The following is a 13,910-nucleotide window of genomic DNA, read 5'->3' on the forward strand; positions in this document are numbered from 1 at the left end:
AGACTCTCTCAGGCTTTCCTCCGGGCGCTTCCCTTCGGTCTTGCGTTTCCGACTCTATCAGATCTTTTCTCGATCCGATTTCCTCGGTGCTTTCCGGTTCCCCGCTCTCGCGGTTTCCCTTCCGGCGTTTCCGACTCTATCAGATCCTTTCGGCCCTGATTCCCAGTCAGAGGGGGTTTGCCTTCCCGGCCGCTCGGGCCGTTCCGACGAGTGAGACTTTAGCGGATTCCCCGCCGCCGAAGCGAATCGGGCCCGCGTCCTTTCGAACGCGGATTCCTCATTTCGCGAATACGCACGCCAATGAAACGACGGCAGACGAATGGACTGCTCGCCGAGAGGCTGGTGAGGTACTTGCGGAATGGCTGTCCGGGGACCGACCGGAGTCGGCGCTCACGTCGGACAACTCGGAGAACACTACGTATCGGCCCGGGGTGTGTCAACCCGCCTCCTCGGCGGCCCCGCGCGGCGTACTGTGGGGCCATGTTCATGCGTACGTGCAACCAGCAGTGGTGGGCCGCCTGACGGCGGCCTGACTCACGTATGCAGTCAACGGCCGCCGCCTCGGCGGCCGTTCTCGTATCTCCCTTCTGAGAGCCGGCCGGCGGGCGCGGCGGTCATCGACCAGGAGGTGGAGAGATGAAGCGGGTCTTCAGCGGGGTCAAGCCGACCGGGCATCTGACGCTGGGGAACTACCTGGGGGCCATGCGGCAGTGGGCCGAGGTCGACCAGCACCGGGCGGACGCGTTGTTCTGCGTCGTGGACCTGCACGCGCTGACCGTGGACCACGATCCGTCGCGGGTGCGTCGGCTCAGTCGGCAGACGGCCACCCTGCTGCTGGCGGCCGGCCTGGATCCGGCGTTGTGCACCCTGTTCGTACAGAGCCATGTGGACGAGCACGCGCGGCTGTCGTACCTGCTGGAGTGCGTGGCCACCGACGGCGAGATGCGGCGGATGATCCAGTACAAGGAGAAGGCCGGACGGGAACGCGAGCGTGGCGGGAGCGTGCGGCTGTCGCTGCTGACGTATCCGGTGCTGATGGCCGCGGACATCCTGGCCTACGCGGCGGACGAGGTGCCCGTGGGCGACGACCAGGCTCAGCACGTCCAGCTGACGCGTGATCTGGCGTTGCGGTTCAACCAGCGGTACGGGCAGACGTTCGTGGTGCCGAGGGCCACGCATCCGGCGGTGGCCGCCCGGGTGATGAATCTGCAGGAGCCCGCGTCGAAGATGGGCAAGAGCGAGGACTCCGGGCCGGGGATCGTCTACCTGCTGGACGAGCCGGACGTGGTGCGCAAGAAGGTCATGCGGGCCGTGACCGACAGCGGTCGGGAGGTCGTCTACGACCGGGCCGGGCGGCCCGGGGTGGCGAATCTGCTGGAGATCCTCGCGGCCTGCACGGGCGGGAACCCCGAATCCCTGAGCGCCGTTTACCGGTCCTACGGCGCTTTGAAGAAGGACACGGCCGACGCTGTGGTCGAGGTCCTGAAGCCCCTGCAGGGCAGGCACAAGGAGTTGTGCGCTGACCCGGCGTACGTGGAGGGGGTGCTGAGGGAGGGTGCGGAGAAGGCCCGGGCGATGGCCCGGCCGGTGGTCGACTCCGCCTATCGCGCGATCGGGCTGCTGCCGCCGGTGGCGGAGCCGGTGCTGAACGCGGCGCGGTAGGCGCGCGGGCTGGTGGCGAGGCGCGATGCGAAGTGCTGGCGCATCGTGACCTCGCTGCCGAATCCGGCGCGGCGGGCGACCTCGGGCATGGGGAGGTCGGTGCGTTCGAGGAGTTTCTGGGCTGCGGCGAGGCGCTGGTCGAGGAGCCAGCGCAGGGGGGTGGTGCCGGTCTCGGCGGTGAAGTGGCGGGCGAAGCTGCGTGGGGACATGCCGGCGTGGGCGGCCAGGTCCGCGACGGTCAGGGGTTCATGGAGGTGACGCAGGGCGTGTTCGCGGACGGCGGCGAGGGTGTCGGCGTCGCGGTCGGTGTGCGGGGTGGGTCGTTCGATGAACTGGGCCTGGGTGCCGGTGCGGAAGGGAGCGGTGACCATCGAGCGGGCGATGGTGGCGGCTGCCTCGGCTCCGTGCGCGACGCGGACGAGGTGGAGGCAGAGGTCGATGCCGGCCGCGGTGCCGGCGGCGGTCCAGACGTTGTCGTCCTCGATGAAGAGGGCGTCGGGGACCAGGTCGACGCGGGGGTGACGGGTGCGCAGGAGGTCGATGAGGCTCCAGTGGGTGATCGCGCGGCGGCCGTCGAGGAGGCCGGCGTGGGCGAGGGTGAAGGCGCCGCCGCACAGGGCGGCGAGGGTGGTGCCGCGGGCGTGGGCGCGGCGCAGGGCGTCGAGGACCGGTTCCGGTGCGGGGGTGAGGTGGTCGTCGAGGCCGGGGACGAGAATCAGGTCGGCGCGGGAGAGCCAGGAGAGGGTGCGGTCGGGGAGGAGTGTGAGGCCGCCGCGCATCGGGATGGGGGCCGAGGTGTCGGCGGCGACGCGGCGCAGCTCGAAGGCGGGGACTCCGCGGTCGGTGCGGTCGCTGCCCCAGACCTCGGTGATGACGGAGACGTCGAAGGCGCGGATGCCGGGGAAGGCGACGAGGGCCACGCGGTAGGGGTTCTCCATGGCCTGGCAGTAAACCATCGATCGCTGACTTTCCGCGCTCTGTGAGCGGTGTGGGCACGGCGGCAGGATCGTCGGCATGGAGATTTCACAGAACGCCGCGCTGCTGGTGGTGGACGTGCAGAAGGGCTTCGAGGAGGCCGGTTTCTGGGGGGTCCGGAACAACCCGGGCGCCGACGACAACATCGCTGCGCTCATCGATGTGTGGCAGGGGTCGGGCCGGCCGGTCGTGTTCGTTCGCCATGACTCGTCGAAGCCGGACTCGCCGCTGCGGGCGGGGTACGCGGGCAACGGCTTCAAGGAGTACGTGGAGGAGCGGCGCGGCAAGGGGAGCGGGCCGGAGCTGTTCGTCACGAAGAGCGTGAACTCCGCCTTCTACGGGACGCCGGATCTGGACGGCTGGTTGAAGGCCGCCGGGATCTCGCAGGTCGTGGTGGCGGGGATCCAGACGAACATGTGCGTGGAGACGACGGCCCGGATGGGCGGGAATCTCGGGTACGACGTGCTGCTCGCCTACGACGCGACGTACACGTTCGGTCTGGAGGGGCCGTTCGGGTGGCGGCTCAGTGCTGACGAGGTGGGGCAGGCGTCGGCGGTGTCGCTGCACGGGGGCGGTTTCGCGCGGGTGGTGACCACGAAGGAGGTGGTGGACGCCGCGCGGTGAGGTGACCGCCCCCGGTGAGCGGGGGGCGCGTCAGTCCTTTGTGCCGGAGGCCAGTTGGCGGCTGCGGTCGCGGGCGGCTTCGAGTGCGGCGATGAGGGCGGCGCGTACGCCGTGGTTCTCCAGCTCGCGGATGGCGTTGATGGTGGTGCCGGCCGGGGAGGTGACGTTCTCGCGGAGCTTGACGGGGTGTTCGCCGCTGTCGCGGAGCATCGTGGCCGCGCCGATGGCGGACTGGACGATGAGGTCGTGGGCCTTGTCGCGGGGCAGACCGAGCAGGATGCCGGCGTCGGTCATCGCTTCGACCAGGTAGAAGAAGTAGGCCGGGCCGGAGCCGGAGAGGGCGGTGCAGGCGTCCTGCTGGGACTCGGGGACGCGCAGGGTCTTGCCGACGGAGCCGAAGATCTCCTCGGTGTGGGCGAGGTCGGCTTCGCCCGCGTGGCTGCCGGCGGAGATGACGGACATGGCCTCGTCGACGAGGGCGGGGGTGTTCGTCATGACGCGGACGACGGGGACGCCGGCGGTGAGGCGGTCCTCGATGAACGCGGTGGTGATGCCGGCGGCTCCGCTGACGACCAGTCGGCCGGCGGGGACGTGGGGGGCGAGTTCGTCGAGGAGGGCGCCCATGTCCTGCGGCTTGACCGTGAGGATGAGGGTGTCGGCGGTCTTGGCGGCTTCGGCGTTGGTGACCGGGACGACTCCGTGGCGGCTGCGGAGTTCCTCGGCCCGCTCGGCGCGGCGGGCGGTGACCAGGAGGTCGGCGGGGGGCCAGCCGCCTCGGAGCATCCCGCTGAGAAGGGCTTCGCCGATCTTGCCGGTGCCGAGGACTGCGACTTTCTGGGTCATGGCGGGGGTGTCCTCCGGAAGGGTGCGTCGTCCTGAGGGCATCCTCGCATCCGGGGTGGGCGCGTGGTGCGGTCGTCCGGCAGGCGGGATGTCGGCCGGGGCGGTGGAGCGGGGCCGGCTCGCGGGCGCGGTCGGGCCGTCATGCCGTGCGCCTGCGGAGTGTCGCCGCGCCCAGGCCGAGGACCAGCAGGGCGCAGCCGGCCACGATCAGGACGTCGCGGACGAAGGTCGCCGTCATGTCGGTGTGCCTGAGGACCTCGTTCATGCCGTCGACGGCGTAGGACATGGGCAGGACGTTCGAGAGGGCTTCGAGGGCGGGGTGCATCTCGTCGCGCGGGGTGAACAGGCCGCACAGGAGGAGCTGGGGGAAGATCACCGCCGGCATGAACTGGACCGCCTGGAACTCCGAGGCGGCGAAGGCGGAGACGAACAGGCCGAGGGCCGTGCCGAGGAGCGCGTCGAGCAGGGCCACCAGGAGGAGGAGCCAGGGGCTGCCTGTGACGTCGAGGTCGAGGAACCAGACGGCCAGGCCGGTGGCCAGGGCGGACTGGACGATCGCGAGGGCTCCGAAGGCGAGGGCGTAGCCGGCGATCAGGTCGCCTTTGCCGAGAGGGAGGGCGAGGAGGCGTTCCAGGGTGCCGGAGGTGCGTTCGCGCAGGGTGGCGATGGAGGTCACCAGGAACATCGTGATCAGCGGGAAGATCCCGAGGAGGGAGGCTCCGATGTCGTCGAAGGTGCGGGGGCTGCCGTCGAAGACGTAGCGGAGCAGGAACAGCATCGCGCACGGGATGACGATCATCAGGGCGATGGTGCGGGGGTCGTGGCGGAGCTGGCGCAGGACGCGGGCCGCGGTGGCGGTGGTGCGCGAGAGGTTGAGGGGGCCGGTGGGGGCGGGGCGGGTCGCGGTGGTCATCGGGTCGTCTCCTTTTCACGGGCGGACCGCGTCGCCTCGTCGACGAGGTGCAGGAAGGCCGCCTCGACCGTGTCGGAGCCGGTGCGGGCGCGCAGGGCGTCGGGCGTGTCGTCGGCGAGGATCTCGCCTTCGCGCATGAGGAGGAGCCGGTGGCAGCGCTCGGCCTCGTCCATGACGTGGGAGGAGACGAGGAGGGTGGCGCCGCGGGAGGCGGCGATGTCGTCGAAGAGGTTCCACAGGTCGCGGCGCAGGACGGGGTCGAGGCCGACGGTGGGTTCGTCGAGGACGAGGAGTTCGGGTGCGCCCAGGAGGGCCACGGCGAGGCTGACGCGGTTGCGCTGGCCGCCGGAGAGGTTGCCGGCGAGTGCGTCGGCGTGGCTGGTGAGGTCGACGTCGGCGATGGCCCGGGTGACGTCGTCGTGGCGGCGGTCGGCCGCCGGGCGCCCGGGGTCGAGGATCGCGGCGAAGTAGTCGAGGTTCTGGCGGACGGTGAGGTCGGCGTAGACGGAGGGCGCCTGGGTGACGTAGCCGATGCGAGTGCGCAGGGCGGGGTGCCCGGCGGGCCGGCCCAGGACGTCGAGGGTGCCGGTGACCTTGCCCTGGGTGCCGACGATCGCGCGCATCAGGGTCGACTTGCCGCAGCCCGAGGGGCCGAGGAGCCCGGTGATCTGACCGCGCGGGACGGTGAAGTCGAGGGAGCGCAGCACCGTGCGGGGGCCTCGGACGACGGCGAGGCCGCGGGCCTGGACGGCGGGTGTCCGGTCGGCGTCGGGCGGCTTCGGGGGCTCGCCGGAACTGTAATTCATCATGTGATGAATAGTGCGCCGCGGACGGGGCGTCGTCAAGTGGGCGGGGCGTGGGTCGAGGGGAGGCGGCGCGGTGTCGAGAAGGGCCGGGCCCTCGATACACGCGGGTGCGGCGGCCCCGGAGCCGGGAGCCGCCGCACGGGAGAGGTGTGGTCCGCGGGGTCAGGGGCGGAGGGCGAGCAGGAAGGCGACGTCGTAGGTCTCCTCGACCATGCCGTCCGGGAAGACGGTCAGGAGGTGCCGGCGCTCCTCGTCGAGGAACGCGGCGGCGCTCTCCCCGCCATGGACGAGGAAGATCGAGTGGCTGCCGATGTTGGCCAGATGGGTGTCGAGCGGAACGCGGCGGCTCCAGCGGACCTGGCCGCGGGTGAAGTCCAGGGGGTCGGTCGGGCCTGCCAGGACCGCGTGCGTGCCGTCGCCGTTCCTTCCGGCGGTGCGCTCGAGGCCGAAGTGGCGCTGGACGCGGTCCGTCTGGGCGTCGATCCAGGGCACGTCGAGCGCCGCGGCGTTCCACCACAGGACGAGGGCGCCGCCGGGGCGCAGCACGCGTACGGCCTCCGGGATGGAGCGCGCCGGGTCCGTCCAGTGCCAGGACTGGGCGTAGGTGAGGAAGTCGACGGAGGCGGTGGCGAGGGGGAGGCGGTTGCCGTCGCCTCGGACGACCGGCACCTCGGGGAGGGTGCGGCGGAACTGCTCCGCCATGCCGTCGCCCGGTTCGACCGCGACGACGCCGGCGCCGCGGGCGTGCAGGAGGGCGGTCGCGATGCCGGTGCCCGCGCCGATGTCGGCGACGCGCGCGCCGGCGAGCGGACGGTCCGCCATGGCCTCGATCGCTTCGAGGAGCGCGGGCGGGTAGGAGGGGCGGTTGGCGGCGTACTGGGCTGCGGCGGAGCTGAAGGAGAGTGCTCGGTCGGTGTGCAAGGGAGCCGTCATGGGGCCATGCTGTCCGGGGTGGGCGGCGAGGGAAACGGAGCCTGCGGCTTTTTCCGGGCGTGCCGGGACGGCTCAGGTCCGGCGGCGCTTCCTGGACGGGTTGCCCGTACGGCGGACGGAGCGGCTCTCGTAGCGGACGCGGGCCGCCTCGTACTCCTCGCGGTGGAGCTTCTCGCCGGGGGCCTCGATGAACGAGCGGAAGAAGTAGGCGAGCAGGGAGCCGACGAAGCCGATGGCCAGCAGACCGCGCAGGGAGGACTGGCGGTCGGGATCGTGGCGCTTGGTGAAGCCCTCCAGGGTGTGCCGGAAGGCCAGCGCGCTGCACACCGTGAACATGACGACGACCAGCAGGGTCACGAAGCTGCCGCTGTCGGCGATCGCGAGGCCCTCGTAGGCGAGGCGCAGCACGAGGCAGGAGCCGGCCGCGGCGGTCAGGGACCCGACGGACGCGGCGGCCCGGCGGGCGGCGTAGCCCTGGTCGTGGTCGACCCAACTCGTGCCGAAGAAGCGCAGGGGCTCGGGGCGGGGGCCGGTGGCGCCGCCCTGGGCGCCGTTGTCGTCGCTCACGTGACGATTATGGCCGCGGGCGGGGCGGGCTCCCGGGCTGGGGCGGGCTTCCGTCGGGGCCTTCGACCCGCCGGGAGCCCGCCCGTGTCGTGCGGGTCAGCCGCAGCGCGAGGCGACGTAGCCGTCGCTGCCGGTGCGGACGTAGGTGTCCGAGACGTACTGGCCGCTGCCGATGTTGTCCCAGATGTTCGACGTGCCGTACGGGCCGCTGACCGAGGTGCCCGGCGTCTGGCAGTAGATCGCCACCGAGGCCCCCTCGGGCAGGACCCGGACCACGCCGTAACCGGTGCCGGGACCGCTGCGGACGTTGAGCCGGACGCCCGGGGCGACCGGATAGGAGCTCACCGCCACGGCCGCCCGCCGCACCGGCTCCGCGCCGCCGTCCACCTCTTCCACCTGCTCGACAGACATGACTGAACCTCCCCCGTGAACCCCCATGACCTCCATGGGGGGAGACGTTGATTCCCTGGAATCAACGACTGAAACACATGCCTGCAATTCGAACACAGGGGCCTGGCAAGCCTCCTCGGCCCCGTCAGCCTCATCGACTAGGCTCCCTGCGTCGCGCGCGCCGATTCGCGGCCGAACAGCACGGGGGTGGTGGTCCATGGCGCCACAGCGCAACGCCGGATCGGATGCGGAAGCGGAACTTCCCGAGTACGCCGGCCACTACCGTCTGGAATCCTGTCTGGGATCGGGCGGGATGGGTGTGGTCCACCTGGCCCGCAGCACCTCGGGGATGAAGCTCGCGGTGAAGGTCGTGCACGCCCGATTCGCCAAGGACCCTGAGTTCAGGGGGCGGTTCCGGCAGGAGGTCGCCGCCGCGAGACGGGTGAGCGGGGCGTTCACCGCACCCGTCGTCGACGCCGACCCGGAGGCCGGACGGCCCTGGATGGCCACGCTGTTCATCCCCGGCTCGACCCTCTCTGACCAGGTGAAGCGGAACGGGCCCATGAGTACGGGTGAGTTGAGGCGGCTGATGGCCGGCCTCGCGGAGGCCCTGCGCGACATCCATCGCGTCGGCGTCGTCCACCGGGATCTGAAGCCCAGCAACGTCCTGCTCGCCGAGGACGGCCCGAAGGTCATCGATTTCGGCATCTCCCGGCCGAAGGACAGCGAACTGCGCACCGAGACCGGCAAGTTGATCGGCACGCCGCCGTTCATGGCACCGGAGCAGTTCCGGCGGCCCAGGGAGGTCGGGCCCGCCGCCGACATCTTCGCGCTCGGGTCGGTCCTGGTGCACGCGGCGACCGGGCGGGGGCCGTTCGACTCCGACAGCCCCTACGTCGTCGCCTACCAGGTCGTGCACGACGAGCCCGATCTGACGGGCGTGCCGCAGGTCCTCGCCCCGCTGGTCCAGCGCTGTCTGGCGAAAGAGCCCGAGGAGCGGCCCACGCCGGACGAGCTGATGAGAGAACTGCGTTCGGTGTCGGCCTCGTACGACACACAGGTGTTCATACCGGCGCCGCGGGACCAGGACCTGGACGGAGGGCGGGAGAGAGACCAGGACCAGAACGCGGACCGCGATCCCGTCCGGCCCACCGGCGGCGCCCCGGCCGGCTCCCCCGACGGCCGTCCGACCGGTCAGGCAGTCGCGGACGGCAAGGAGGACGCCGGGGGCGAGCGCACCCGGCGTCGGCTGCTCCGGCCGCTGGCGGTCGCGGCGGGGGCGCTGAGCCTCGTCGCGGGCGGAGTCGCCGCCGTGCAGTGGGCCGGCGGCGCGCCCGCGCCGAAGCCCACCGGGACGCGGACGACGCCGGCCGCGTTCTCGGCGTGGAGGTCGGACCCGTTGTCCGACGCGCAGACCGCGCCCGAGTGCTCCTACGGCGCGGGCAAGCTCCTGTGCGCCCAGGCAGGGACGGTCCTCGCGCTCGATCCCGCCGACGGCTCGCCGGCCTGGCGGCACACCGTCGAGGCGCCTCTCGGCAGCGGGCCGCCGGCGCTCGTCGGCGGCCTGGTGCAGCCCCCGGCGCACCTGGCCCCGCGGTGGGAGGCGCTCGACCCCGGCTCGGGCGAGGTGCGCTGGACGGCGGACATGCCCGAGTACAACGCGCTGCACGCCGCCGGCGGCATGCTGCTGCTCACCTCCCCCGACGGCACGGTCACCGGCGTCGACGGCGCCACGGGGAAGACCGCGTGGAGCCGTACGGTCCCGGGGCAGGCAGAGCCGTACTTCACCTCGTTCGCCGGCGATCCGCTCGCGTACGTGACGAGCACCTCCGCCCCGGGGAGGACCTCCGTCACCGCCGTGGACCCGGCCACGGGCGCCGTGCGGTGGCAGGCCGGGCTGGACGGCACGCTCACGGCCGTCGGCAGCCACGACGGGGCACTGTTCCTGCTGTCCGTCGAGGACGAGACGGGGTACACCGACGCCGTCGTGCGCTACGACCCCGCGTCGAAGTCGACCGGCCGGGTGAAGCTGCCGGTGACCCGTATGGACCCGCAGGCCGGCGTGCGCGGGGACGTCGTCTACCTGCTGAGCACCGGCGGGGCGCTGGAGGCCGTCGACATGGCGGGACGCCGCATCCTGTGGCAGCTGGAGACGGGCGTGAGCCGGGGCTCGGAGCCGGTCGCCGACGGCCGTCATGTGTACGTCGTCGGGGCGGACGGGCGGCTCCTCGGGGTCGACGCCCGCGCCGGCCGGCTGCTCGGGCAGACCCCGGCCCGCCTCGGCGCGCACGGCGACCGGGTGGCGGCCTCCCTGCCGGCGCCCGTCGTCGCGGACGGCCGTGTGTACGGCAGCGCGCCCGACGGCACCGTCTTCGCGGTGGACGGGGGCGACCCGGCGGGCTGGTGACCCCGCCGTCGCCCCCGTGACGCCGGGATCAGCCCAGCTTGGACACGTCCCGCACGGCGCCCTTGTCGGCGCTCGTCGCCATCGCGGCGTAGGCGCGCAGGGCGGCGGACACCTTGCGCTCACGGTTCTTCGGGGCGTACGTCCCGTTCAACGCCTGCTCACGGCGCGTGAGTTCCGCGTCGTCGACGAGCAACTCGATCGTGCGGTTCGGGATGTCGATGCGGATGCGGTCGCCGTCCTCGACGAGGGCGATCGTGCCGCCGGACGCCGCCTCGGGCGAGGCGTGGCCGATGGACAGGCCCGAGGTGCCGCCGGAGAAGCGTCCGTCGGTGATCAGGGCGCAGGCCTTCCCCAGTCCGCGGCCCTTCAGGTACGACGTCGGGTAGAGCATCTCCTGCATGCCGGGGCCGCCCTTGGGGCCCTCGTAGCGGATGACGACGACGTCGCCCTCCGTGATCTGCTTCAGCAGGATCTTCTCGACGGCCTCCTCCTGCGACTCGCAGACGACCGCCGGGCCCTCGAAGGTCCAGATCGACTCGTCGACGCCGGCCGTCTTGACCACGCAGCCGTCGACGGCGAGGTTGCCCTTGAGGACCGCCAGGCCGCCGTCCTTGGAGTAGGCGTGCTCGGCGGAGCGGATGCAGCCGCCCTCGGCGTCCTCGTCCAGGGCCTCCCAGCGCTCCGACTGGGAGAACGCCTCGGCGGAGCGGACGCAGCCCGGCGCGGCGTGCCACAGCTCGACCGCCTCGGGGGACGGCGAGCCGCCGCGCACGTCCCACGTCTTCATCCAGTCCGCGAGGGACGGGCTGTGGACGGCGTGCACGTCCTCGTTGAGCAGGCCCGCGCGGTGCAGCTCGCCGAGGAGGGCGGGGATGCCGCCGGCGCGGTGCACGTCCTCCATGTAGTACGTGCGGTCCTTGGCGACGTTGGGCGCCACCTTGGCCAGGCACGGGACCCGGCGCGAGACGGCGTCGATCTCGTCGAGGCCGAACGGGACGCCCGCCTCCTGGGCGGCGGCCAGCAGGTGCAGGATCGTGTTGGTGGAGCCGCCCATCGCGATGTCCAGGGCCATCGCGTTCTCGAACGCCGCGAAGGTGGCGACGTTGCGCGGCAGGACCGTCTCGTCGTCCTGCTCGTAGTACCTGCGGGTGATGTCCATCACCGTGCGCGCGGCGTCGACGTAGAGCCGCTTGCGCGCGGTGTGGGTGGCGAGGGTCGAGCCGTTGCCGGGGAGGGACAGGCCGATGGCCTCGGTCAGGCAGTTCATCGAGTTGGCGGTGAACATGCCGGAACACGAGCCGCAGGTCGGACAGGCGTTCTCCTCGATGCGGAGGATGTCCTCGTCGGAGATCTTGTCGTTGACGGCGTCGGAGATCGCGTCGACCAGGTCGAGCGTGCGGACGGTGCCGTCGACGAGCGTGGCGCGGCCGGACTCCATGGGGCCGCCGGAGACGAACACCGTGGGGATGTTCAGCCGCAGGGCCGCGTTGAGCATCCCCGGGGTGATCTTGTCGCAGTTGGAGATGCAGATCAGGGCGTCGGCGCAGTGGGCCTCGACCATGTACTCCACGCTGTCCGCGATCAGGTCGCGGGAGGGCAGGGAGTACAGCATGCCGCCGTGCCCCATCGCGATGCCGTCGTCGACGGCGATGGTGTTGAACTCGCGCGGGATGCCGCCGGCCTCGACGATCGCCTCGCTGACGATCCGGCCGACCGGCTGGAGGTGGGTGTGGCCCGGCACGAACTCCGTGAAGCTGTTGGCCACGGCGATGATCGGCTTCCGGCCGATGTCCGCACCGGGTACACCGGAGGCGCGCATAAGGGCGCGGGCGCCCGCCATGTTGCGGCCGTGGGTGACTGTGCGGGACCTCAGCTCGGGCATCGTCGCTCGCTCCTTCAGACAGATCAGGTCTTCGTCGAGCCTACGCCGGTCATCCAGGTGTCGGGACGATGTGTCCGGAATGCGGGACGCATGTCTCGCCGAAGGAGCGGAGGCGGCTCCCGGTCACGGTCCCGTGAGGTGCCCCTGCACGACCGGCGCGACCCGGGCGACGATCTGCTCGACGTCCGCCGACGCCAGCGGTTCCACCTTGATCACGTACCGCAGCATCGCCATCCCCACCAGCTGCGCGGCCGCCAGTTCGGCGCGCAGCTCGGCGTCGGGGAGGTCGAGCTGCGCGGCGACGCGGCGCAGGAGCTGGGAGGCGACCAGACGGCGGAAGACGGCCGCCGCGGTCTCGTTGGTCACCGCCGAGCGGACGATCGCCAGGACGGGCGCACGGGTCGCCGGGTTCTCCCAGATGCCCAGGATGAAGCGGGTGAAGCGCTCGCCGACCTCGGCCGGGGGGCCGTCGGCGAGGGCCTCGGGCGCGTCGAGCGCGGGCGCGAAGGCCACCTCGATGGCCGCCGCGAAGACCTGCTCCTTGGTGCCGAAGTAGTGGTGTACGAGCGCCGGGTCGACCCCGGCGGCCTTGGCGATGCCCCGCACGGACGTCTTCTCGTAGCCGCGCTCGGAGAACTCCTCGCGGGCCGCGGTGAGGATGCGGTCGCGGGTGTCGGAGGACTCGGTGCGCGGAGGCCGCCCGCGGCGGCGCGCGCCGGTGCCGTTCACCAGCGGGGCACCTTCGGCGCGGACGCCAGGTGCAGCCGCGTGAAGGCCAGGGCCTCCGCGAGGTCGGCCTCCCGCTCGGCTCCGGACATCGCCCGCCGGGTGTTGACCTCGATGACGACATGGCCGTCGAAGCCGCTGAGCGCGAGCCGCTCCAGCAGTTCGGCGCAGGGCTGCGAGCCGCGGCCGGGGACCAGGTGCTCGTCCTTGGCCGAGCCGTTGCCGTCCGCGAGGTGGACGTGCCCGAGGCGGTCGCCCATGCGGTCGAGCATCTGGATGGCGTCCGTACGGGCCGTCGAGGCGTGGCTGAGGTCGATCGTGAAGTGCCGGTAGTCGTCCTTGGTGACGTCCCAGTCCGGCGCGTAGGCGAGCATCTCGCGGTCGCGGTAACGCCAGGGGTACATGTTCTCGACGGCGAACCGTACGTCCGTCTCGTCGGCCATCCGCCAGATTCCGGTGACGAAGTCGCGCGCGTACTGGCGCTGCCAGCGGAAGGGCGGGTGGACGACGACGGTGCCGGCGCCGAGCCTCTCGGCCGCGGCGCGGGCCCGCTGCAGCTTGACCCACGGGTCGGTCGACCACACCCGCTGTGTGATCAGCAGGCACGGGGCGTGCACGGCGAGGATCGGCACCTGGTGGTAGTCGCTGAGTCTGCGGAGCGCGTCGATGTCCTGGCTGACGGGGTCGTTCCAGACCATGACCTCGACGCCGTCGTATCCGAGGCGCGCGGCGATCTCGAAGGCCGTCGCCGTCGACTCCGGATAGACCGAGGCCGTCGACAGGGCGACCTTCGCATCCGGGATGCGCACGACTGGCTCTGCCATGGGGGACAGGTTACGGGGTGCCGTCGGGTGCGAGCCGGGTCCCCGGCGGCCGTTGTGGCGTTCGCCACGACGCCCGCGACGGGCTCCGGTGGATTCGCGTCGAATGCGCAGGGCGGGGTGCGGCGCTCACACACGCGTGCGCCACTGACGGGGCGGCAGACGGAGGGGACGCGTGTGTGCGCACGCCGTCGGGCCGGGGAGCCGGTCGGGCTCGGCGGCGGTCTTCTCGGCCGCCGTCTTCTTGCGCGGCCCGCCTCGGCACGCGCACGCGTGGCCCGCCGGCTCGCCCAGGTACGCGTGGCCCATCGGCTCGCTCACGTGTGCGTGGCCCCGTCGGCTCGCTCAGGTACGCGTGGCC

Annotated in this window: 13 protein-coding genes; 3 read left to right on the forward strand and 10 right to left on the reverse strand. The window is 72.1% G+C overall.

Going from position 1 to position 13,910, the window contains the following annotated elements; genetic code table 11:
* Positions 1 to 636 precede the first annotated feature (636 nt).
* Positions 637 to 1,662 carry a tryptophan--tRNA ligase gene (gene trpS / locus ACIRS4_RS17375; protein WP_404196167.1) on the forward strand — a complete coding sequence of 342 codons (1,026 nt, stop codon included), beginning with the start codon at positions 637 to 639 and terminating at the stop codon, positions 1,660 to 1,662.
* On the opposite strand, the gene ACIRS4_RS17380 is transcribed toward trpS, so the two are convergent.
* Positions 1,602 to 2,600, reverse strand: coding sequence for a GlxA family transcriptional regulator (locus ACIRS4_RS17380; RefSeq protein ID WP_404196170.1), 999 nt, complete (start codon positions 2,598 to 2,600; stop codon positions 1,602 to 1,604). The genes trpS and ACIRS4_RS17380 overlap by 61 nt on opposite strands.
* 76 nt (positions 2,601 to 2,676) lie before the next feature.
* Between ACIRS4_RS17380 and ACIRS4_RS17385 the strand changes: the two genes are divergently transcribed.
* Complete coding sequence (locus ACIRS4_RS17385; RefSeq protein WP_404196172.1) at positions 2,677 to 3,261, forward strand: cysteine hydrolase family protein; 585 nt, start codon at positions 2,677 to 2,679, stop codon at positions 3,259 to 3,261.
* 30 nt (positions 3,262 to 3,291) lie between these two features.
* Here the strand turns inward: ACIRS4_RS17385 and proC are convergent, their stop codons facing one another.
* From proC to ACIRS4_RS17415, 6 genes are all read right to left on the reverse strand, one after another.
* Entirely contained in the window at positions 3,292 to 4,104 is an 813-nt protein-coding gene (gene proC / locus ACIRS4_RS17390; RefSeq protein WP_404196174.1) for a pyrroline-5-carboxylate reductase, read from the reverse strand.
* Positions 4,105 to 4,243: 139 nt separating this feature from the next.
* Entirely contained in the window at positions 4,244 to 5,017 is a 774-nt protein-coding gene (locus tag ACIRS4_RS17395) for an ABC transporter permease (protein WP_404196177.1), read from the reverse strand.
* Complete coding sequence (locus ACIRS4_RS17400; protein WP_404196180.1) at positions 5,014 to 5,826, reverse strand: ABC transporter ATP-binding protein; 813 nt, start codon at positions 5,824 to 5,826, stop codon at positions 5,014 to 5,016. Before ACIRS4_RS17400 ends, ACIRS4_RS17395 begins: the two co-directional genes overlap by 4 nt.
* Before the next feature lie 159 nt (positions 5,827 to 5,985).
* On the reverse strand, positions 5,986 to 6,756 hold the full coding sequence (locus tag ACIRS4_RS17405; protein ID WP_404196182.1) for a class I SAM-dependent methyltransferase: 771 nt from the start codon (positions 6,754 to 6,756) through the stop codon (positions 5,986 to 5,988).
* Between the two features lie 72 nt (positions 6,757 to 6,828).
* Positions 6,829 to 7,323: an EamA/RhaT family transporter gene (locus tag ACIRS4_RS17410; protein WP_404196185.1), complete on the reverse strand. Its 495-nt coding sequence runs from the start codon at positions 7,321 to 7,323 to the stop codon at positions 6,829 to 6,831.
* 96 nt (positions 7,324 to 7,419) lie between these two features.
* Positions 7,420 to 7,734: an SH3 domain-containing protein gene (locus ACIRS4_RS17415; RefSeq protein WP_404196187.1), complete on the reverse strand. Its 315-nt coding sequence runs from the start codon at positions 7,732 to 7,734 to the stop codon at positions 7,420 to 7,422.
* Between the two features lie 196 nt (positions 7,735 to 7,930).
* Here ACIRS4_RS17415 and ACIRS4_RS17420 point away from each other — a divergent pair, with 196 nt between their 5' ends.
* Positions 7,931 to 10,120 (forward strand): serine/threonine-protein kinase, encoded by a 2,190-nt coding sequence (locus ACIRS4_RS17420; RefSeq protein WP_404196189.1) that lies wholly within the window; start codon positions 7,931 to 7,933, stop codon positions 10,118 to 10,120.
* Positions 10,121 to 10,148: 28 nt separating this feature from the next.
* On the opposite strand, the gene ilvD is transcribed toward ACIRS4_RS17420, so the two are convergent.
* The 3 genes from ilvD to ACIRS4_RS17435 all read right to left on the reverse strand — a co-directional run bounded on the left by ilvD (position 10,149) and on the right by ACIRS4_RS17435 (position 13,552).
* Positions 10,149 to 12,002, reverse strand: coding sequence for a dihydroxy-acid dehydratase (ilvD, locus tag ACIRS4_RS17425; protein WP_404196191.1), 1,854 nt, complete (start codon positions 12,000 to 12,002; stop codon positions 10,149 to 10,151).
* 123 nt (positions 12,003 to 12,125) lie between these two features.
* Positions 12,126 to 12,731, reverse strand: coding sequence for a TetR family transcriptional regulator (locus ACIRS4_RS17430; RefSeq protein ID WP_404196193.1), 606 nt, complete (start codon positions 12,729 to 12,731; stop codon positions 12,126 to 12,128).
* Positions 12,728 to 13,552, reverse strand: coding sequence for a sugar phosphate isomerase/epimerase (locus ACIRS4_RS17435; RefSeq protein WP_130438355.1), 825 nt, complete (start codon positions 13,550 to 13,552; stop codon positions 12,728 to 12,730). Before ACIRS4_RS17435 ends, ACIRS4_RS17430 begins: the two co-directional genes overlap by 4 nt.
* Positions 13,553 to 13,910 lie beyond the last annotated feature (358 nt).

The organism is Streptomyces sp. NPDC101166 (assembly GCF_044768125.1).
Taxonomy (GTDB): Bacteria; Actinomycetota; Actinomycetes; order Streptomycetales; family Streptomycetaceae; genus Streptomyces.

Bases quoted from the DNA above. Each gene is read 5' to 3' on its own strand.
- trpS (WP_404196167.1), top strand. From the start codon at position 637: ATGAAGCGGGTCTTCAGCGGGGTCAAGCCGACCGGGCATCTGACGCTG.
- ACIRS4_RS17380 (WP_404196170.1), bottom strand. From the start codon at position 2,600: ATGGAGAACCCCTACCGCGTGGCCCTCGTCGCCTTCCCCGGCATCCGC.
- ACIRS4_RS17385 (WP_404196172.1), top strand. From the start codon at position 2,677: ATGGAGATTTCACAGAACGCCGCGCTGCTGGTGGTGGACGTGCAGAAG.
- proC (WP_404196174.1), bottom strand. From the start codon at position 4,104: ATGACCCAGAAAGTCGCAGTCCTCGGCACCGGCAAGATCGGCGAAGCC.
- ACIRS4_RS17395 (WP_404196177.1), bottom strand. From the start codon at position 5,017: ATGACCACCGCGACCCGCCCCGCCCCCACCGGCCCCCTCAACCTCTCG.
- ACIRS4_RS17400 (WP_404196180.1), bottom strand. From the start codon at position 5,826: ATGATGAATTACAGTTCCGGCGAGCCCCCGAAGCCGCCCGACGCCGAC.
- ACIRS4_RS17405 (WP_404196182.1), bottom strand. From the start codon at position 6,756: ATGACGGCTCCCTTGCACACCGACCGAGCACTCTCCTTCAGCTCCGCC.
- ACIRS4_RS17415 (WP_404196187.1), bottom strand. From the start codon at position 7,734: ATGTCTGTCGAGCAGGTGGAAGAGGTGGACGGCGGCGCGGAGCCGGTG.
- ACIRS4_RS17420 (WP_404196189.1), top strand. From the start codon at position 7,931: ATGGCGCCACAGCGCAACGCCGGATCGGATGCGGAAGCGGAACTTCCC.
- ilvD (WP_404196191.1), bottom strand. From the start codon at position 12,002: ATGCCCGAGCTGAGGTCCCGCACAGTCACCCACGGCCGCAACATGGCG.
- ACIRS4_RS17435 (WP_130438355.1), bottom strand. From the start codon at position 13,552: ATGGCAGAGCCAGTCGTGCGCATCCCGGATGCGAAGGTCGCCCTGTCG.